Origin of the sequence: Krasilnikovia sp. MM14-A1259, assembly GCF_047159535.1 — a bacterium.
GTDB lineage: Bacteria > Actinomycetota > Actinomycetes > Mycobacteriales > Micromonosporaceae > Actinoplanes.
Genome location: NZ_BAAGAJ010000002.1, coordinates 1,536,222 through 1,556,257, shown reverse-complemented (window position 1 = coordinate 1,556,257; position 20,036 = coordinate 1,536,222). Strand labels below are relative to the sequence as shown.

Sequence of the window (20,036 nt, the reverse complement as noted above, 5' to 3'; positions counted from 1 at the left end):
CTTCCGGGTGGTTGGAACCGGTAGGACGGCTATTCGAACAAGGTCGGGTCGCCGCCGCCGACCCGGACGACCTCCGCCTCGCCCTGGGACAAGTCGATCACCGTGGTCGGGGTCGTGCCGCAGTCGCCCGAGTCGATCACCGCGTCGACGGAGTGGTCCAGCCGCTCCTTGATCTCCCAGCCCTGGGTCATCGGTTCCTCGTCGCCGGGCAGGAGCAGGGTGGTGGACAGCAGGGGTTCCCCGAGCTCGGCCAGCAGCGCCTGGGCCACGACGTGGTCGGGGATGCGTACGCCGACGGTCTTCTTGCGCGGGTGCAGCAGTCGCCGCGGCACCTCGCGGGTGGCCGGCAGGATGAACGTGTAGTTGCCGGGCGTGACCGCCTTGAGCGTACGGAAGATGTTGTTGTTGATCTGCACGAACTGGCCGAGCTGCGCGAAGTCGCGGCAGACCAGCGTGAAGTGGTGATCGGGGCCGAGCCGGCGGATCTCGCGCAGCCGGTCCAGGCCCGCCTTGTCGCCCAGGTGGCAGCCGAGGGCGAAGCAGGAGTCGGTCGGATACGCGATGACCCCGCCGTCGCGGACGATGCCGACCACCTGGTTGATGGCGCGCGGTTGCGGGTTGACCGGGTGTACGTCGAAGTACTTCGCCATAGGCCGCAGCCTAAGCCCGGCGCCTTGTGCCGCCCGGTTCCCGCGCCGCCCGTGGTCAGCGCCACGGGCGGCGCGGGCCGACCCGGTAGCCGGCCGGGGGTACCGGCGCGGGTGGCTACGGTGCGGTGCGGCACGCCGTGCCGTTGAGGGCGAAGGCGGCGGGCGCCGGACTGCCGCCGGTACGGCCGGCGTCGAACCCCGCCACGACTGACGCCCCGGCGGCGATGGATCCGTTGAAGCTCGCGTGGCGCAGCGTCACCCGGGCGCCGGCCTGGGTGGCGGTGGCGTTCCATGCCCGGGTGATGACCTGACCGGCGGTGAAGGAGAACGTGAGGCGCCAGCCGTAGACCGGGGCGGACCCGGTGTTCGTGATCATCACGTTGCCGGTGAATCCCGTCCTCCATTGGCTGACCACGGTGTACGCCACCGAGCAACCGCCGGCCGCCGCGGGACCCGGCGACGCGGGTGACGGGACGGTTGCGTCGGGGGGCATGGCCATCAGAGCGCCGGTGCCGACGAGGGCGGCGGACAGGCCGAGTGCGAGCCGGGTCGAGCGAAGCATGTCAGCTCCTGGATAGCGAAACTTCCAGCGCCCGGCGGGCGGGACCGTCCGGAACGGAGCTCCAGTAATCGACTGGTGACGATATGCTGCGCGCCTTTTCGCCGCGTGTCAACACGGCGGACATGATTCCGTCACCCTCTCGGGTGGCTCCGAGAGTTTCGGCCTTGCCGATCGAGATTCCGCTCAGCGGTCGTCCGCGGACTCCCGCTGCCAGAGGATCTCGGTCAGCCGGTCCACCCCCGCCGCGAGGTGCCGGCGGAACGTGCTCATCGGCAGGCGCAGCAGATCGGCCGCCGCCTGCTGCGTCCCGGCCGGCTGCAGGTACGTGTGGTGCAGCGCCCGGTACGCGGAGCGGTCCCGGGGTGACTCGGCCATCGTGGCGGCGGCCGACTCGACCACGACGCGCAGCGCGTCGACCGTACCCGCGCCGCCGCTCTCGCGGGTGACCAGGCGGCTCGCCAGCAACGGGCTGGCTGCCAGGCGGTCCGGGCGGCTCCACTCCCGCAGCGCCTCGCGGACCGCCGCCGCGTACGCCGTCCGATCCAGCGTGGACGGCGCGGCGGGCGGTTCCACGGCCATCGGCTCGCCCGAGGTCTCCCGGGAGGCGAGCAGGCTCAGCCACGCCAGCCGCGGCGTACGGCGCCAGTCGTGGCCGAACCCGGCGAACCGTCGGCCGTCGACCGTGAAGTCGGCGCCCTCGGCGCGGGGGAAGTCGACGTACTCGTACATCTGGGCCCACAGGTCCGGGTCGGACTGGTAGATCAGCGAATACCCGAGATGCGGTGTGGTCAGGTAGTGGCGGACCGAATTGATCGAGATGAGCGCCTGGACCGGAGACGGGTCCTGGTAGACCTCGGCGTCGAGCCAGTACCGCACCAGCGACACCGCCTCGCCCGGGGCGGGGGCGGCGCACCGCCACGCCGCCGCGGCGGCGGGATCGACCGGGTCCGCCGCGTCCAGGGTGAGCAGGACGACGAGGCCGACCGCGACGCCCTGCGCGTCGACGACCGCGTGCACGCCCTCGGGCATCCGGTCGCACCAGTGGTCGAAGATCTCCGCCGACGCGGCGCCCTCGTGCCGCGCGACCATGGCGCGCAGCACCGGCCACTGGTGCGGATCCGCGGCCACCACGCGCAGGTCGCCGTCCGGGGCGAGCTGCAGGAACGCCCCGATCACCGCGCTCTCGCGGTGCAGGAACGCGAAGTCGAGCAGGATCCGGCGCTGATCGTCCGCGGCGGCGTGGTCGAACTGCCGCCGGTACCAGGTGCCGGCGCGGCGGTGGATCGCGGCGTGCAACTCGGCGTGCCGCCAGCGCAGATCCCGGGCGAGTGCCTCGCGGGCCAGGTCGTGCAGGACGAGCCCGCGGGTGCTTGCGGAGATCACCGACAGCCCTCGCAGCCAGGCGAACAGCTCGTGCGCATCCGGCACGTCCAGCAGTTCCGCGAGCAGCGGCTCGGTTGTCACGGCCACCTGCGAGACCGCGTCCAGAGCCATCCGATGCGCCGGGCTCGGCACCGCATCGACCAGCGCGGTGAGCAGCGTGGCCACCACCTCCGGCCCCGCGGCCGGGGCGAGCGCGCTGCGGCGCTGGGCGTGCACGTCGGCGATCAGCGCCAGGGCCAGCGGGTGGCCGTGTGTGAAGGCCAGTGCGTCGGCGTGCGCTTCGGCCGGTACGGACCGGCGGGTCAGCAGCAGCCGGCTCTCGTCCGGCTGCAGGTTGGCCAGCGGCACGGGATGCAGCACGCTGCGCCACCCGGGATCGGTACGGAAGCGCAGGGGCGGTTCCGACCGGCTCGCCACCGCCACTACGGCGTCGGCGGGCAGTGCCGCGAGCACCCCGGTCTCCACCGCCTCGTCGGCCAGGACCACGAGCCGATCGCCCTGCGGCACCGCGTCCTCCAGCCAGATCACCGGTCGTCCGGCCTCCTCGGCGAGGCCCGCGAACTGGTGCAACAGCGTGGTCTTGCCGACCCCGCCGGGCCCGGAGACCCAGACCAGCGCGCCGGTGTCGCCCGCCAGCAACTCCGCGAACGCGGCGAGCTCGGCGCTGCGGCCGACGAAGTCCTGGCGGCGGGCCGCCGCCACCTGATCGGCGAACCGGATGCTCACCGCCCCAGTCTCGTCCGGTTCACCGGACTTTGGAAGACGAAACGGTCAAACGGGTGAGCGGGGTGAGCGGAAAGTGAGCAGGAATCGGGCGGTGAACGGTCTGTTTTATGGCTATTTCGCGGCCCTAGCGTCATCTGCGTCAGAACGAGCGGCGCCCACCCGGAGCCCGCCACCCGCACACCGCACCGACCCGAGGAGATCCACGATGATCCGCACGACGTCCCGTACCGCCGCCGGCCGCCGCTCCCGCCGTACCCTGCTCGCCACCGCCGCCGCCGGGTTCTCCGGCCTCGCCCTGGTCGCGATGCCCGGAGCCGCGCACGCCTCCGCCACCGGCTGGGGCGGCACCCTGATGCCCGGCCAGCAGGCGTGCCTCACCGCCTACGCGAGCTACCAGGTCCGCGCGGACGGCCAGGCCACCAAGCAGGGCGCCAAGTTCAAGGTCCAGCGCAACGGCGTGGTCGTGTACGGCAGCCCGACCGGCACCACGACCGCGTTCGCGTACGAGGGCCGCACCTCGTACGGCACGTTCCCCGGGCCGGGCACCTACACGGTCTGCGCGACGAACAACAACAGCACGAACACGCTCGTGAACATCCACCTGTTCACGGACGCTGACCTGCCCTACTGACGGGCCGGCCCATCGACGGGCTGGTAAGGCCCCGCGGCGTCGCGGACCGTTCACCCCGGACGGTCCGCGGCGCCGCGGCATGCTGGGGCCCGGGGTGGGCTGAGGAACAGGCTCAGGGGCGGGCGACCGAGCCGAGCACGGACTGCTCGGTCGGCGTCGACGACAGCATCACCCACTGCAGGCTCGCCCGGCTTGCCAGCCCGACCATCTCGTCGGGCAGCTGGGGCAGCCAGCCCTGCGCCTGCCGGATGCCGAGCAACGACGCGGCCATCGACGACTCCGGCTCGGTGAGCCGCTGCAACACCACGACGTCGCTCTGCTGCAGCAGCGCCTCGTCCCACGAGGCGAGGTCGTCGCGGACGACCAGCGTCGCCTGCCACGAACCCCCCGCGCCCGGAGGCGGGCCCACCACCGCACCGATGTCGACGATCACCAGGTGCGGCGCGTCCGGGCTCGCCGACACCGGCGGGTACCCGCCCGGCGGCAGGAACGCCGCGGTGTCGCGGCCCACCCCGCAGCGGCGCAGGAACGCGTCCCACACCTGCTCCCGAGCGGTCTGGATGAACAGCTTGGCGCCCACCGCCAACGCCCGGAACGCCAGCAACTGGGCACACCCGACGCCGCCGACCACCAGCATCCGCGTCGGCGTCGGCCGGAACGGGCGCAACGTCACCGGCAGCTTCTGGCGGTTCCGGCCGATCATCAGCCCGGCACCGCCCGTACACAATGCATGGTCGTCGAGGGCCTGCGGGCCCGCGGCGAACATCCCCACGCGGCTACCCATCACAGCAGGAAACCTCCGAACGGAAGCGTGGCGGCCAGCCCGTCCACCTGCTCGCCGTCGAGCCTTTCGGTGCGGCCGTGCGCGGCCCGGACCGCGTCCTCCAGCACCCGCTCGCCCGCGGCCAGCGTCGCCGGGTCCGGTGCGATCAGCCGGAACGCCACCTCGATCCGCACGTCGTCACCCGCGGCCGCCTGGGCGGGGCCGTGCGCCACCGCCAGGGAAAGGACGCTGCCCACCGCGGACGCCTTGCCCAGCAGGTCCTCGGGCCGCCAGGCACCGGCCGGCCAGCGCACCACCCGATGGCAGCTCTGCGCCGTCGCATCGATCGCCAGACTGCGCCACGCCTCCCGGCTGGTCGGTCGCGCCGGGTCACCGCTGGCCGAGGCACGGCCGCCGCGGCGCCCGGCGGCGCTGCGAACCACCTCGGAGAGCCCGCCGAGATGGCCGATCGCGGACCCCAGCGCGTCGCGGTCCAGCACCCGCGCCTCCACCTGGTCCATCCGCAGATGGCGGCGGGCGCGGCGGACCGCGGAGATCAGGGCCGGCTGCAGGTCGGCGTCCGCGTACGCGTCGGCGGTGCGGGTCGCCTGCAGCACCAGCCAGCTGCGCCGCTGGGCCGGCACGTCCCCGCCGGTCAGCTCCCGGTACGCGCGTTCCACGACGCCCGGGCCGACCACGGGCGCCGGGCGCAGCGACACCAGCAACTGCGCGGTGGTCGGGATGGCGTGCGCCTCCGCCCCGGGCAGCAGCGTCACCGGCGACGGCAGGGTCACCGGCTCGCCGCCCAGCAGGACGTTGTCGTCCGGGCCGAGTGCCAGCACGGCGCACAACCCGCCGCGGTGGGTGAGCAGCGCCGCCTCGTGCCCGTCGAGCTCCATCGTGGTCACCGCCACGCTCGACTCGGCGTGGATGAGCAGGTCGAGCGCCGCGGCTCCGCCGGTGACGGCGGCCGTACGGGGTCGCCCACGGTAACGCAGCCACACCCCGAACCAGCGGTGCAGCCAGCGACCCCGGAACCGCACGATGGTCGGCGCGACCAGCGCCACGGCCACGGCGGCCACCGCTGCCATCACCACCATGTCGCCGTCGTGGTACGCGGCCAGCACCGCGGCCGCCGCGACCTGCCAGACGAGCACCTGGCCGATCCCGAGCGCACCCGACCCGGTACGCACCGGACGCGGATGGCCCGGCGCGGTCACCACGGGTGGCGGGGGAGGTGCGGCCGCCGCGGCGGCCCGGCTGAAGTCGTACGCGGCCGGTGCGGCGCTCGCGGCCGGGCTCATCTGCGCCGAGGACGCGGCGTAGGTCGCCGCCGCCGCGGAACCCTGCCCGGCTGCGGCGGCGCTGGCGTACGCCCGGGACTGCGACGGAATGCTCGCGAAGCCCTGCGTCTGCTGCTGCCCCCACACCGCTGGCTGCTGCGCGGCCGTCTGGTGATCCCGGGCCCGGCCCGCGTCGCCCTGGGAGCCGTACTGGGCCTGCGCGCCGGCCTGCGACTCCTGGCTGTGCCGGCCGTACGGCGCGGTCACCGGGCGTCCCCGTTGCTGGTCACCGCTCAGCGCCCCACGGTGGCGCGGACGTCGTCGACCTCGACGGTGCGCAACTCGTCGAAGCTGGGCCGCCGGCCGGACAGCCGCAGCCGCTGAGCCTGTGCCTTGCGGACGCCCTCGAACAGCTTGCGGGCCTCGCGGGCGTTGCCGAAGTTCTGGTCCATCTCGATCGTCGAGAAGTGGTCGTGCAGCACGTCGGTCACGCCGTCGGACAGCAGGTACTCGTCCGAGCCGGCCATCCGCGTGACGATCGTGACCAGCTGGTCCGGCGAGTAGTTCGCGAACTCGATCGTCTTGGCGAACCGGGAGGCCAGACCGGGGTTGGCGTCCAGGAACTCCAGCATCTCCCCGGTGTAACCGGCCGCGATCACGGCGATCTCGTCGCGGTGGTCCTCCATGAGCTTGACCAGCGTGTCGATCGCTTCCTGACCGAAGTCGCCGCCGCTGCCCATCGACCGCGACAGCGTGTACGCCTCGTCGATGAACAGCACCCCGCCGCGCGCCTTGTCGAACGCCGCCGCGGTCTTCTCCGCGGTGTGACCCAGGTACTGCCCGACCAGGTCCCGCCGCGACACCTCACGGAACGGGCCGCCCGGCAGCGCGCCCAGCGCCGCCAGCAGCTCGCCGTAGATCCGCGCGACCGTGGTCTTACCGGTACCCGGCGCCCCGGCGAAGATGAGGTGGTGGCTGACCGCGCTGACCGGCAGCCCGGCGCTGCGCCGCCACTCGTTGACCTGGATCTCGTCGATCAGCGCCCGAACCTCGTCCTTCACCGACTCCAGGCCGACCATCGCCTCCAGCTCGGCGAGCAGCTCCTCGGTACGGGCCGGGTCCTGCTGGGTCGCCGTGGTCGCCGCCTCCGCGCCGTACACCGCGCGCTTGTTGGTGGTGCCCTCGACGATCGTGGGGGTCGCGCCGTCCAGGATCTCGACGGCGGGCAGGCCGGTGTTCTCGAACGTGCACGCCTCGACCGTGCCCTGGCAGCCCTTGCCGAACGAGACCGCCGGGCCGCGGGTGTCGTGGATCCGGCACCGGATCAGCGTCGGGGAGCTCTGGTGCGCGACGGCCACCGCCGTACCCGAGGTCTGTGAGATGTCACACGCCTCGATCGTCGGCTTGCCGTACTGATAGATGTAGATGCCCCGGCCGGCGCAGCGGGTGACCGTCGTGGTGCGGATGGTCGGCGCCGCGCCGATCCGCACGATGATGCCGTCCTCGGTGAGGTCGGCGAACTCGCAGCCGTCGACCGTGCCGTCCGCATCCTCCACGACCAGGCCGAAACGGGCACCGGTCACCTTGCACCGGCTCAGCGTGAACTCGCTGCGGCTGCGGACCGTGATCGCGGCGTCGTAACCCGCCGACAGGGAGCAGCCACTCATCGTGAGCTTGGTGCGGTCGGCGACCACCACCGGCGCGTCACCCGCCTTGAGCACCAGGTCACGCAGCTCCAGCCGGCCCCCCTCGCAGGAGACCGCCGGGTACGTCGAGGCGGACGTGTCGATGGTGACCGTGCCCGGGCCCTCCGCGGCCACCAGCGCGATCTCGCGGTCCGTGACGAACAGCGCCTCGTAGTACGTGCCGGGGCTCACCGACACCACGGAGTCCTCGGTCGCGGCCGTGAGCGCGTCCCCGATCGTCGGGAACGCGCCGGGCTGGTCCGGGGAGACGAGAAGAGTGCGCGGCATGGCTCCGAGTCACTGTCTAGGGGGAGGGGCGGAGCCGACGATATCGCAATCACACCGACCCTCGTGACCCCTGACCGGCTCGTACGATGCCGCTAGGCTTGCCCGGACCCGGCGAGGGCCGCGGAGCGGGGGAGAGGTACCGGTGGCGCAAGGGCGGACACTGCCGATGGCGGCGGGCGCACTCCTGCACGAAGGAGTCATCCACACCCACAGCTCGGTGCGCGGCGACGTCGCGCCGGAACTGCACCCGATGATCCGCCGGCTCCTCCACGAACTGCCCGCCGACCGCCGCGAACGCTACGCAGGGTGGTGCGCCGAGGCGGTACTGATCTCCGACCGGCTGTACGCCGCCGAGCAAGCTGCCGGCGGCACCCTGTCCGCGACCGCGGCCCGATCCCTGCTGTGGGGCGCCCGCGTCCGGGTCGTCCGGGTCCGCGAGGACGGCGACCCCCGCCACGGCCAAACCCAGCCGCCGTGCCGGTCCTGCGGCGAACTGCTCGACTACTTCGGCATCGAGGTGCTCCCATGACGGACCGCTTCCCCGCCACGGTGGCCGACGCGCTGCGCGCCGCGGGCTGGCAGCCCGGCACCCGCGACCACGAACGCGCCCAGCTGTGGGCGCTGAGCCTGTCCGCGTACGCCGCCCCCGACGGCCGCCACCACATGGTCGTGCCCGCGGCGATCGAGGCGTGGGCGGAGTTCGGCGGCCTGTCCGTGCCCGCGCAGCCCGACGGTGAGCAGATCGCCTCCAGCGCGTTCGCCATCGACCCGACGCTGGCGCTGCACAGCGTCGCCACCCTGGCGGCCCTGGCCGGCGCGATCGGCACGCCGCTCACCCCACTCGGCGAGGAAGGCGACGGCACCGGCATCCTCGCGGTCGACGCCCACGGCCGGGTCTTCGTCTGCGATCACGGCGGCGACTGGCTGCTCGGCGACACCGTCGACGAGGCGCTGACCGCACTCGTGCTCGGGTTCACCGCCCGCCGCGTCGCCGAGGACGGCACCTGGTGAGCGACTGGACACCGGCCACCGCCGCGGAGCACGCCATGCTGGCCGCCGCGCAGGCCGGGGACCGCGGCGCCCTGCTGGCCGCCCTGGTCACCGGCCCGCTGCTGATGCCGCTGTCGCCGGCCGCGGCGGAGGGCCGCGAACCCCCCGCCTGGGCCACCGGCGTGCACGACGGCGTCACGTACGTGCTGATGTTCACCTCGCCGCAGGCGATCGCCGCCTGCCTGCCCGGGCGGTCGGTGAGCTACCGCACGGACAGCGTGCCCGACGTGGCCGCCACCTGGCCCGACCGCGGCTGGAGGCTCGCCGTCGACCACGGCCTGCCGATCGGGCTCGCCCTCACCGCCGAGGAACTGCGCACGCTGCCCGACCTGGCCGTCGACGGCGAGGAGGCGATGCGCGCCGCCGTCGCCTCCGAGGACCCCGACGACCTGACGGCCGCGATGCTGCGCTCGGAGATGGTCGTGCCGGTCCGTCCCGCCGGCTCCCCGACCCGCGACCTGACCGACCCGGGCTTCCCGTGGTGGGTGCTGCCGGACGCGACCGGGACCCCCACCGTGGCCGTGTTCACCTCCGAGCAGCGGCTGCGACAGTCGATCGGCGAGCAGGACCTCGTCGTCGTCTCCAGCCTGCAACTCGCCGAGCACTGGCCGGACCCGGCCTGGCAGCTCTGCCTCAACCCCGGCACCCCGCTCAGGGCACTGCTGCCCGGCACCGCGGTGCGTGAGCTGGGCGCCTTCCTCGGCGAGGTGCGGACCGAGCTGACCGAGGCGTACGAGCAGGAACGGCAGCGCGAAGAAGCGGAACAGCTCCGGGTACGCCCGGCGCTGGCCACCGCGCCCGCCGTGACCCCGCCGTACGAGCAGGATCCCGACGCACCGGTCCGGCTGCAGCTCGTCATCCCGCCGATGTACCTGTCCGCGTACCTGGAACAGGGCTACGACCGCGCCGCCGGCCTGGTCCACCGCTGGTACGGCCCCGGCCGCGAAACCCCCCGCAACCTGTACGAGCGGCTGGCACTGCTCGGCGAGGGGTCACCGTTCGGCGTCGACGACGACTGGGTGGCCGTGCTGCGCTGGACGCCGGACGAGCAGACCCCGCCCGAGTGGGCGGACGGCGACCCGCGCATGGAGTCCCTGGTCGTACCGCACGGCGCGGGCCTGCACCGGGTCGGCGCGGACGGCCACGACGTCCTGGTGGCCGTGTTCGACGCGGACGCCCGCCGCTGGACCCCGCCCGCGGACTGACGTCACCCGTCTACGCGCGGTCCTTGCGGAGGTCGAGCGTTGCGTGCACCGCCTCGGGGCTACGTGCGACCGTGGCCGTGCCGTCGTCGGCGGTGATGATGGGCCGCTGGATCAGCGCCGGATGTCCGGCCAGCGCCTCGATCCAGCGTTGCCGTGACTCGTCGTCGCGGGGCCAGTCCGCCAGACCCAGTTCCGCCGCGGCCGGCTCGCCGAGCCGGGTGATGTGCCAGGGCTCCAGTTCCAGGCGGGCCAGCACCGCGGTCAGCTCCGCCGCCGTCGGCGGATCCTCCAGGTAGTGGCGCACGGTGTACTGCGCCTGCTCGGCGTCGAGGATCGACAGCGCCGACGCGCACTTCGAGCACTGCGGGTTGATCCAGATCTCCATCGGCCCACCCTCTCACGCAACGTCGGCACTCAGACGGTCGGCGGCCGCCACACCGAGTCGTCCTCCTGCACCGGCGGGGGACCGGCCGGGACTGAGGGCGGCGGTGCGAACGTGGAGTTCGGCGGGGGTCCGGTCCCGACGGCATCACCCATCGGGACGGCCGCCGCCGCCTCCTTGTCCCTGCGCTTGCGGCGTACGGTCCGGACGATCAGGAAGGCGAGCCCCCCGAGGACAAGCAGGATCACGGACCAGAGGATTGCGGTGATGACCAGCACCGGCGGGCCGCGGTCATCGTCGTCGTCCTGCGCGTACGACGGGATCGGGGGCTCGGTGGTGGCTTCGGCCTTCTTGTTGTTGCGGCCGTCCGGTTGGCCGGTGAGGGCGTTCTTCAGGTCGAGGGTGCCCCAGCCGAAGACTTCGTCGTGGCCGGGCTTGCCGGCGTCCTTGGTGGTTTCCAGGACCCGTTTGAACATCTGGTAGGACGACAGTTTGGGGTACTTGGCGCGGACGAGGGCGACGGCGCCGGAGACGATGGCGGTGGCGTCGCTGGAGCCGGTGGAGGTGGCGTAGCGGCCGTTGGGCTGGGCAACGATGATGTCTTCGCCGGGTGCGGTGATGGCGGTTTTCGGCGACTTGGTGTTCTCTTTGCTGGGGCTGCCGTCCTGCTTGATGCCGGCGACGGCCATAGCGCCCGGCTGATTGGCCGGTGACTCGACGACCAAGCTCCCGGCGTCGGACTCGTTGCCGGTGGCGGCGACCACGATGACGTTGTTGTCGTAGGCGCGTTCGACAGCCTTGGCGATGTCGTCGTCGTCGGCGGCGCCCAGCGAGACGTTGATGACGTTGGCGCCGTGCGCGACGGCGCCGTCGATGCCTGCGGCGATGGCCTTGGGTGGGATGATCTTGCTCTTGGCTTCGACGTTGATCGGCAGGATCTTGGCTTTGGGTGCGATGCCGATGATGCCGTCGCGGTTGCCGGGTCCGTGTCCGTGTCCGGCGATGAGTGAGGCCATGGCGGTGCCGTGCCCGTTGCGGTCGACCTGTCCCTTGGTCTTCGGGTCGGCGATGTCGACGCCGGGTAGCACGTTGCCTTTGAGGTCGGGGTGGTTGGCGTCCACGCCGGTGTCGATCACGGCGACGATGATGCCTTCGCCCTGGGTGATCTGGTGCACGGCGTCGAGGTCGAGGGTCTTGACCCACCACTGCTCATTGCGGATGTCGTCGGCCATGGCCGGTCCCGCGGGAACCACGAGGGCCGCGATCACACCGAGCACGGTGGCGCAGAGCGTTGCCGGTCTGACGGCACGCATATCGGTTCAACCTCCTTGACGGCTGCCTTGGCCGCCCTGTTCGGAACACCCGTGCCGTGAACAGCCGGGACGTGCGGCGGGCTGGTCACCCCGTCGAGGTGACCAGCCCGTATGCGGCTGGCTGCCAATGATCCAGAAGTCAGCCCAGTCTCTGTGTCCGGCCCGGCATGTGGATCAATGACCGCGTGGAGATCAGGCAGACGGAGGGCGCCACACGGAGTCGTCGTCCTGCACCGGCGGGGGACCGGCCGGGACTGAGGGCGGCGGCGCGAACGTGGAGTTCGGCGGGGGTCCGGTCCCGACGGCGGCACCCACCGGGACGGCGGATGCCGCTGCCTGCTTTTCCCTGCGCTTGCGACGCACGGTCCGGACGATCAGGAATACGAGTCCACCGAGGATCAGCAGGATCACGGACCAGAGGATTGCGGTGATGACCAGCACCGGGGGACCGTGTTCATCGTTGTCCGCGTAATACGGGATCGGAGGCTTGGTGGTGGCTTCGGCCTTCTTGTCGTTGCGGCCGTCCGGCTGGCCGGTGAGGGCGTTCTTCAGGTCGAGGGTGCCCCAGCCGAAGACTTCGTCGTGGCCGGGTTTACCGGCGTCCTTGGTGGTTTCCAGGACCCGTTTGAACATGTCGTAGGACGACAGTTTCGGGTATTTGGCGCGGACGAGGGCGACGGCGCCGGACACGATGGCGGTGGCGTCACTGGAGCCGGTGGAGGTGGCGTATCGGCCGTTGGGCTGCGCCGCGATGATGTCCTCGCCCGGTGCGGTGATGGCGGTCTGCTGCGCCTCGATGTTCTCCTTGCTGGAGCTGCCGTTCTTCTTGATGCCGGAGACAGCCATGGCGCCTGGTTCGTCGGCGGGGGCTCCGATGATGAAGCTCGAACTGTCCGACTTGTTGCCGGTGGAGGCGACGACGATGATGCCCTTGTCGTAGGCGCGCTCCACGGCGTTGGAGATGATTTTGCTGTGGCCACTGTTGATCGAGACGTTGATGACGTTGGCGCCGTGGTCGATTGCCCAGTCGATGCCCGAGCCGACGAGGTCGGGAGTGAGCAACCCCTTTCTGGGCACGATTGCCACCGGCAGGATCTTGGCTTTCGGCGCGATGCCGATGACGCCGTCACGGTTGCCCGGTCCGTGCCCGTGTCCGGCGATGAGCGAGGCCATGGCGGTGCCGTGACCCTGACGGTCGACCTGCCCCTTGGTCTTGTCGTCGAAGAAGTCGACGCCGGGTAGCACGTTGCCCTTGAGGTCCGGATGGTTGGCGTCGACGCCGGTGTCCACCAGGGCGACCGTGATGCCTTCGCCCTGCGTGATCTGGTGCACGGCGTCGAGGTCGAGAGTCTTGACCCACCATTGCAAGTCCCGGACGTCGTCGGCCATGGCCGGTCCCGCCGGGACGACCAGGGCTGCGATCACGCCGAGCACGGCGGCGCAGAGCGCGGCCGGTCTGACGGCACGCATATGGGTTCAACCTCCTTGACGGGCCAAAATGGCCACCTACGAACACCGAGCGGGCCGGTCACCCCAGGCGAGGTGACCGGCCCGTACCGAACTGTTGTCAGCCGTGGCCCAGGACCCGGCCCTGCTCCTGCGGCCGGTGCTCGGCGGGCGTCTCGATGACGCTCATCGCCTCCGACTCGACCGTGAAGAGCTCGTCGTCCTCGCCGATGCCCCACTCGAGGTTCTCGTCGTGCTCGTCACGCCGCTTGTCGCGGCGCTGGCCGAGCAGATCGGACGCCCCGCGACGGCCGCCGAGTGCGGGCTTCTGGCCCGCTCCGGCGGCGTTGCGCCCGGCCGGCGACTCGGCGGACCGGCCGGCCAGATCCGGCTTGCCGGGCACGCCCGGCTTGGCGCCGTTCGGGCGGGCCGGCGTGCCCGGACGCCCGCCGTGCGCAGCCTCGCCCTCCGGGCCACCGGGTGCGCCCGGCCGATTGCCGCGGCCACCGAGCTGTGGTGAGCCCGGACGGTTGGTGCCGTTCGAGGGGGAGCCGGGCTCACTCGGAGCCAGGCCGCGCTTGCCGCCGAGGTTCGGCGACTGCGGACCACGACCGCGCGGGGCACCCGTCCGGGGTGAGCCGGGACGGCCCTCGCCCTCCGCGGTGCTGCCGGGCAGCCGGGGCGCGCCGGGAGCGCTGCCCCGCCGCGCGGCACCGGGGCCGCCCGGAGACCCGGGCCGGTTGCCCGGGCCGCCGTTGGTCTTGCCGGGCAGCGTCGGCTTGGTGGGGGCCGGGCCGCGGCCACCGGGGGCGCCGCCCCCTGCGCCGCCGCCCGGAAGGCTCGGCCGGGCTGGACCCGTGCCTGCCCGCCCGAGCGTCGGCCCGGTGGGCGGGACGCCGGGCCGGCCACTGAAGTTGGCCGGCACCCCGGTCGCCGGGGGCGGTGTCGGAGCCGGGCCCGGCGCCACGGTCGGAGGTGCGGGTGGTGGCGTCGCCACCGGGGGAGCCGGCGGCGCTGCCGTGCCGCCCGCGAGGGTGACCCCGGTAGGCAGGTTGGCCGGCGGTGGCGTGGTCGCACCGGGAGGCGCCGGCGGGGCGCCCGGAGGAGCACCCGGCGGCGGAGCCGGCTGGTTGCCGCCACCCGACAAGGTCGGCCTGTTCGGCGCGGCACCCCGGGCGCCCGGGGGAGGAGCCCCCGGGGGGGCCGGCTGCGACGGGTGTGGCACCTGTGCCTTCGTGTTCACGACAGCGTTGATCGGGCCCCTGTACTTGACGCCACGGGAGATGTCGGAGATGAACACGTCGATGTACGTCTCAGCCAGCGGCTTCACCTTTGCGATGAACTGCGGCTTGTACTCGTCGTGCACCTCCTCGTGCGTCATCCCGTCCGTGTCGACGCCCGCAAGGAAGTCGCCGGCCTTCTCGAAAAAGCCTTCCTTGTCGTGCTCGTCGCTCTTCTTCTTCTCCGACGCCTGCTTGGCGAGGTATTCCTCCCACAGCGGCTTGAGTTCGAGCTGGGTGTTGCTGATCTTGTTGCCGACCGCCTCGAGACCCCGCGCGTTGTCGTCGGCGACCTTCTTCCACTCGTCGAGCGAGTAGAGCGCCATCCCGACCTTCTCCATGAAGACGTCGCCGGCATCGCCTGACCACTTGGTCCGGAGCGCGGCGGCGTGCCGATGGAGGTTGTCCCGGGTCGCCTGGAGCAGGGAGCTGGTGCGGTTCCACATGGAGGCCAGCGCGAACGCGCGCTCGTCGCTCTCCTTGCGGACCATCTCCCACATTTCCTCGACGGACTTGCCGCCCCAGTCGGTCGGCGTGTACGGATCGGGGTCGTTCTGCGCGATGTAGTCGTCAGAGGCGCCCGCGTAGCTGAAGACCGGAGGCCCGCTGTACCCGAAGTAATTCTCGCCCATCTATGCCTCCCCGCTCACTGGTTCACGTTCGTCGGCACGTCAAGGCTCGGATCGTTGAGGTGCTGCGTGTCGGCCGGGATGTAGTACTGACCGGAGGTGTTCTTCGCGACCCACGACTCGTCGTACATTCCGCCGGTCTTGTCGCCGTCGGCGACGCCGTCGCCGTTCTTGTCCGTGAAGTACTTGCTCGGGTCCTTTGCTTCATCCGGGATCGCACCGTCGACCTGCTTGTCCGGCGGCGTCTGCTTCGCGATGTCGTCGAGCGTCTTCAGCCCGTCGCCACCCTGGAACGACTTGTAGACGTCCTCGGTCGACGCCTGCGCCAATGCGTCGCCCGTCAGGTAGTCGGCCGCGATCGACGTCGCCGCCAGGTGCAGGGCGGTGAGGCCCTTCATGACTTCCCCGAGCATCGAGGCCGCCGCGGCGCGGCTCTCGTCATGGCGGCTGCGGAAGAACTTCGCCTCGCCCAGCCCACCCGAGCCGAACGGCGCCTGCACCATCAGCATCGGCTTGATGCCGTGCTCAAAGCTCGGCGTGAAGTTCTGCTCCACCTCAGCCCGGATGTGTTTCGCGAAATCCTGCAGGTGGTTGATGTCGACGTCGATTTCTTTGTCGGACAGCCACTCCGGTCCCATAGTTCCCTCCCCCGTTCCTTCCCACTCCACGTCGAGCCCGCCCTCGCCGTTGACGTCCACTTTCGCCCCGGCTGCGGGCAGGCGGCAACCCGTGGACGCCGAACGTTACGTGCGCGAAGGCAGATCGAGCAACTGCACCAATCGGGTGCCCCCACGGCGCGTGACCAGCCAGCCACGTCCCGGCGGGAGCGGCCCCGGACGCACCGTTCCGAGCAGCACACCTTCGTCCCGATCGCCCGACATGACCATCCCTGGGGTGCTCAATTCGCGCAATCTCATCAGGATCGGCTCGTACAGTGCCCGGCTCGCGCCGCCTGTGCGACGCGCCACAATCAGGTGCAGGCCGATGTCGCGTGCCTGCGGCAGGTACTCCAACAGCGGCGTCAGCGGGTTGCCGCTGCCGCCCACGACCAGGTCGTAGTCGTCGACCAGGATGTACAGATCGGGGCCCTTCCACCAGCTGCGGGCGCGCAGCTCCTCCGGGGTGATCTGCTGCGGGGGCAGCCGGTCGCGCATCACGGCGGCCACCTCGGCGATGATCCCCTCGGTGACCTGTTGTGACGAGCCGTAACCGATCAGGTGCGAGCTGGTGATGTCGCCCAGCATGCTGCGCCGGTAGTCGACCATCACGATCCGCGCCTGGTCGACGTCGTTCTTGTCCACGATGCTCTGCGCCAGCGAGCGCAGGAACGTGCTCTTGCCCGACTCGCCGTCGCCGAACAGCAGGAAGTGCGGGTCGGCCGCGAAGTCCAGCATGACCGGCTGCAGGTCGATCTCGGCGATGCCGATCGCGACGCCGGGCTGACCGGTGTCCGGCAGGCTCCCGTACGGCACGCTGGCCGGCAGCAGCCGGATCGGCGGCGCACCCGGGCCCTGCCACGCGTTCGCCAGGTCGCTGATGAGCTTGCGGGAGCCCTCGGGCAGCTGCTCCGGGTCCGAGATTCCGCCCACGCGCGGCAGCGCGGCGAGGAACTGCATGCCCTCGGGGGTGATACCCCGGCCGGGTGCCTTCTCGGGCACGTTCATCGCGGCGCGACGGTCCAGCGCCGAGTCGCCGGCGTCGGCGAGACGCAGTTCCAGGCGGGTGCCGAACGTGTCGCGCACGGCCGGGCGGACGTCCATCCAGCGGGCCGCGCTGACCAGCAGGTGCACCCCGAACGACAGACCACGGTTGGCCATGTCGATGATGGCCGGTTCCAGGTCCTCGAAGTCCGACCGGATGCTCGCCCAGCCGTCGATCACCAGGAACACGTCGCCGAACGGGTCGTCCGCGTGTTCGCCCAGCCGGCGGGTCCGCCGGTACTCGGCCATCGACTCGACGCCGAGCGCGGCGAAGCGGCGTTCCCGCTGCGTCATCAGCAGCTGCAGCTCGGCGATCGTGCGCCGGACCTGCCCGGCGTCGAGCCGGGTGGCGACGCCGCCGACGTGTGGAAGCTCCCGCAGTGACGACAGGGCGCCGCTGCCCAGGTCGAGGCAGTACACCTGGGCCTCGCGCGGGGTGTGCGTGAGAGCCAGCGACATCACGAACGTACGCAGAATGGTGCTCTTGCCGCTCTGCGGGCCGCCGACCACGATGGCGTGCCCGGCGGCGCCCGCCAGGTCCAGCCACAGCACGTCGCGGCGCTGCTCGAACGGCTTGTCGACGATGCCCGCCGCCGCCTGCAACTGGCCCTGCAGTGCCGGGTCGGCGACCGTGATGCCGCGCATCGGGTCGGCGGCCAGCGGCGGCAGGAGCTGGTCCAGGGTGGGGGCCTCGTTCAGCGGGGGCAGCCACACCTGGTGCGCCGGTTCGCCGCGGCCCGCGAGCCGGCCGACGAGGATGTCGAGCACGCTGTCACCGCCGGCCGCCTCCGGGGCCTGATCGGCTGCCTCCTGCGGCTCGCGGGGCAGCCGGGCAGGCACGTACGACGTCACGTACTCCTGCACCCGGTCGTCGGTGTCACCGGCGGCCATCGCCGCGGCCGTCTTGCTGCGGTACGCCCCGGACACGTACGCGGCCTTGAACCGCTGCAACGGCTCGGTGCCGAACCGCAGGTAGCCGTGGCCAGGCGCGCGGGGCAGCTCGTACGCGTCGGTGGCGCCGAGCACGACCCGGCTCTCCATCGCCGAGAACGTCCGCAGGCCGATCCGGTACGACAGGTGCGTGTCCAGGCCGCGCAGTCGTCCTTCCTCCAGGCGCTGCGACGCCAGCAGCAGGTGCACGCCGAGCGACCGGCCGACCCGTCCGATCTGCACGAACATGTCGATGAAGTCGGGCTTGGCGGTGAGCAGCTCGGAGAACTCGTCACAGATGATCAGCAGGCTGGGCAGCGCGGCCAGCGGGGCACCGGACGCGCGGGCCTTCTCGTAGTCGCGCTGCGACGCGTAGTTACCCGCGGCGCGCAGCAGCTCCTGGCGGCGCACCAGCTCACCGTTGATTGAGTCCTTCATACGGTCGACCAGGGGCAGCTCGTCCGACAGGTTCGTGATGACCGCACTGGTGTGCGGCAACCGGTCCAGCCGGGTGAATGTGGCGCCACCCTTGAAGTCGACCAGGACGAAGTTCAGGCTCTCCGAGGAGTGCGTCGCGGCGAGCGCGAGCACGAGCGTACGCAGCAGCTCGCTCTTGCCGGAGCCGGTGGCGCCGATGAGCAGGCCGTGCGGGCCCATGCCGTCCTGGGCCGACTCCTTGAGGTCGAGCTCCAGCGGGCTGCCGTCGGCGGCGATGCCCAGCGGCACCCGCAGCCGGTCGCGGTTGGGCCGCGGGGTCCAGGCACGCGCCACATCGAAGTCGTACGGGTCGCCCAGCTCCAGCAGCTCCATCAGGCCCTGCTCGGCGCCGAGCGGGCTGGCCGAGCCGCGCGATGCCGCCGACAGCCGCAGCGGCGCCAACTGCATGGCGAGCGCCTCCATCTCGGCGACGCCGCAGGCGTCCGCCTGCCCGATCGGCGCGCGCCCGTCGAATGTGGCACTCTGCATCGTCCGATCGGCCGACACCTCCAGCACCAACCGGGCACGATCCAGGATCCGGGGCGGCGGATTCGACAGGTCGATGATGGTGACGCCTTCCACCCCACCGTCGGTCATCAGATGGTCCGAACCGGCGGTGTCGCCGCCGTCGATGACCACCACGACGTGCGGGCCCTCCACCTGCTGGTCACTGCCGGACGGGTTGAACCGCGGCCGGCTGCCCAGCACGTCCTCCAGCATCGCGTCCAGGCCCGCCACGCTCGGCGCGACCAGCCGCAGCGCGCCCAGCGCATCCGTCTTCACCGGGTGCAGCGCGTGCGGCAGCCACTTGGTCCACTCCCACGCGGCGCGGCGTTCCGGCGACGCGGCCACCGCCACCAGCATGTCGTCCGGCGCGTGGAACGCGGTCACCTGCGCCAGAAGCGCCCGCACCAGCGCCCGCGAGGCGTCCTCGTCGCCGCGCACGTGCACGCGGGCGAAACCGTTCAGTGCCATGGTCACGGGCAGGTCCGGGACCTGCGCGTACGTGGTGACGAAGCGGCGCAGCGCGAGCGCGCACATCGGCTCCATCTTCTCCAGCGACGCGGACGCCGGAGGGACCAGCGGGGTGGCCAGGTCCTGCGGGCCCAGCCCGATGCGTACGGTCGCGAAGTCGGCGTCGCCGCGCCGGCGCTCCCACAGCCGTGGCCCCACCGGCAGCGACCACAACGCGTCCGGCTCGGGATGCCGGTACAGCGCGGCCTCGCGCTGCATCTCGACCGTCTTGAGGACCTTCTTGCGCTGTTTGGACAGGTGCTGCATGTACTCCCGGCGCTGTTGCAGCATCTCCTGTTTGCTCGGGCCACCGCCCTGGCCGAGCTGTGACCCCAGCATGCCCACCGCGGACAGACCGAACAGGCCACCCGTCACGTAGCCGAGCGTGCTGCCACGCTGCCCGGCGAACATCAGCGCCATCGCCATCGAGCCGCCCAGCATGGGCAGCATCATCATGATCTGACCCCAGCCGCGGCCCGACGGCGGCGGCACCTCGGGTGGTGCGTCAAGCATCACCTCGCCGCTCGGGTACTGAGGCTCCGGTTGCCGTGCCGGACGCCGTACCACCACCGTGCCCACCCTGGAGACCTCCCCGTTACCTGCGGTCCCATCACTCCGGGCACCACGACCAGGGCACAT

The 20,036-nt window shown here is 72.0% G+C and carries 16 protein-coding genes; 4 read left to right on the top strand and 12 right to left on the bottom strand.

Features of this window, described 5'->3' with window-relative positions; genetic code table 11:
• Positions 1-29 precede the first annotated feature (29 nt).
• The 3 genes from ACMCNK_RS06690 to ACMCNK_RS06680 form a co-directional block, all read right to left on the bottom strand.
• Positions 30-650: an L-threonylcarbamoyladenylate synthase gene (locus tag ACMCNK_RS06690; protein WP_412735508.1), complete on the bottom strand. Its 621-nt coding sequence runs from the start codon at positions 648-650 to the stop codon at positions 30-32.
• Between the two features lie 115 nt (positions 651-765).
• Positions 766-1,212: a cellulose-binding domain-containing protein gene (locus ACMCNK_RS06685; protein WP_412735507.1), complete on the bottom strand. Its 447-nt coding sequence runs from the start codon at positions 1,210-1,212 to the stop codon at positions 766-768.
• A gap of 183 nt (positions 1,213-1,395) precedes the next feature.
• Positions 1,396-3,321 (bottom strand): hypothetical protein, encoded by a 1,926-nt coding sequence (locus tag ACMCNK_RS06680; RefSeq protein WP_412735506.1) that lies wholly within the window; start codon positions 3,319-3,321, stop codon positions 1,396-1,398.
• Positions 3,322-3,526: 205 nt separating this feature from the next.
• On the opposite strand from ACMCNK_RS06680, the gene ACMCNK_RS06675 reads away from it, so the two are divergent.
• Complete coding sequence (locus ACMCNK_RS06675) at positions 3,527-3,952, top strand: hypothetical protein (RefSeq protein ID WP_412735505.1); 426 nt, start codon at positions 3,527-3,529, stop codon at positions 3,950-3,952.
• 112 nt (positions 3,953-4,064) lie between these two features.
• On the opposite strand, the gene ACMCNK_RS06670 is transcribed toward ACMCNK_RS06675, so the two are convergent.
• From ACMCNK_RS06670 to ACMCNK_RS06660, 3 genes are read right to left on the bottom strand one after another with little or no spacing between them, the layout of a single operon-like run.
• A complete protein-coding gene (locus ACMCNK_RS06670) occupies positions 4,065-4,736 on the bottom strand; it encodes a hypothetical protein (protein WP_412735504.1) in 672 nt (223 codons plus the stop codon).
• Entirely contained in the window at positions 4,736-6,265 is a 1,530-nt protein-coding gene (gene eccE / locus ACMCNK_RS06665) for a type VII secretion protein EccE (protein ID WP_412735503.1), read from the bottom strand. The genes ACMCNK_RS06670 and eccE overlap by 1 nt, the downstream gene beginning before the upstream one ends.
• A 26-nt stretch (positions 6,266-6,291) precedes the next feature.
• Positions 6,292-7,971: a right-handed parallel beta-helix repeat-containing protein gene (locus ACMCNK_RS06660; RefSeq protein WP_412735502.1), complete on the bottom strand. Its 1,680-nt coding sequence runs from the start codon at positions 7,969-7,971 to the stop codon at positions 6,292-6,294.
• A gap of 142 nt (positions 7,972-8,113) precedes the next feature.
• On the opposite strand from ACMCNK_RS06660, the gene ACMCNK_RS06655 reads away from it, so the two are divergent.
• The 3 genes from ACMCNK_RS06655 to ACMCNK_RS06645 are packed head-to-tail and all read left to right on the top strand — an operon-like array spanning position 8,114 to position 10,226.
• Positions 8,114-8,500, top strand: a complete 387-nt coding sequence (locus tag ACMCNK_RS06655) for a YwqJ-related putative deaminase (RefSeq protein WP_412735501.1) — start codon at positions 8,114-8,116, stop codon at positions 8,498-8,500.
• Positions 8,497-8,982 carry an SUKH-3 domain-containing protein gene (locus ACMCNK_RS06650; protein WP_412735500.1) on the top strand — a complete coding sequence of 162 codons (486 nt, stop codon included), beginning with the start codon at positions 8,497-8,499 and terminating at the stop codon, positions 8,980-8,982. Before ACMCNK_RS06655 ends, ACMCNK_RS06650 begins: the two co-directional genes overlap by 4 nt.
• On the top strand, positions 8,979-10,226 hold the full coding sequence (locus ACMCNK_RS06645) for an SseB family protein (RefSeq protein ID WP_412735499.1): 1,248 nt from the start codon (positions 8,979-8,981) through the stop codon (positions 10,224-10,226). The genes ACMCNK_RS06650 and ACMCNK_RS06645 overlap by 4 nt, the downstream gene beginning before the upstream one ends.
• Before the next feature lie 10 nt (positions 10,227-10,236).
• Here the strand turns inward: ACMCNK_RS06645 and ACMCNK_RS06640 are convergent, their stop codons facing one another.
• The 6 genes from ACMCNK_RS06640 to eccCa form a co-directional block, all read right to left on the bottom strand.
• A complete protein-coding gene (locus tag ACMCNK_RS06640; protein ID WP_412735498.1) occupies positions 10,237-10,611 on the bottom strand; it encodes an ArsC/Spx/MgsR family protein in 375 nt (124 codons plus the stop codon).
• 29 nt (positions 10,612-10,640) lie between these two features.
• On the bottom strand, positions 10,641-11,921 hold the full coding sequence (gene mycP / locus ACMCNK_RS06635) for a type VII secretion-associated serine protease mycosin (RefSeq protein ID WP_412735497.1): 1,281 nt from the start codon (positions 11,919-11,921) through the stop codon (positions 10,641-10,643).
• A gap of 192 nt (positions 11,922-12,113) precedes the next feature.
• Complete coding sequence (gene mycP / locus ACMCNK_RS06630; RefSeq protein ID WP_412735496.1) at positions 12,114-13,391, bottom strand: type VII secretion-associated serine protease mycosin; 1,278 nt, start codon at positions 13,389-13,391, stop codon at positions 12,114-12,116.
• Between the two features lie 97 nt (positions 13,392-13,488).
• Positions 13,489-15,279 (bottom strand): hypothetical protein, encoded by a 1,791-nt coding sequence (locus ACMCNK_RS06625; RefSeq protein WP_412735495.1) that lies wholly within the window; start codon positions 15,277-15,279, stop codon positions 13,489-13,491.
• Positions 15,280-15,293: 14 nt separating this feature from the next.
• Complete coding sequence (locus ACMCNK_RS06620) at positions 15,294-15,974, bottom strand: hypothetical protein (protein WP_412735494.1); 681 nt, start codon at positions 15,972-15,974, stop codon at positions 15,294-15,296.
• Positions 15,975-16,019: 45 nt separating this feature from the next.
• The gene (gene eccCa, locus ACMCNK_RS06615) at positions 16,020-19,976 is read right to left on the bottom strand and encodes a type VII secretion protein EccCa (RefSeq protein ID WP_412735493.1); all 3,957 of its coding nucleotides are present in this window, start codon (positions 19,974-19,976) and stop codon (positions 16,020-16,022) included.
• Positions 19,977-20,036: the final 60 nt, after the last annotated feature.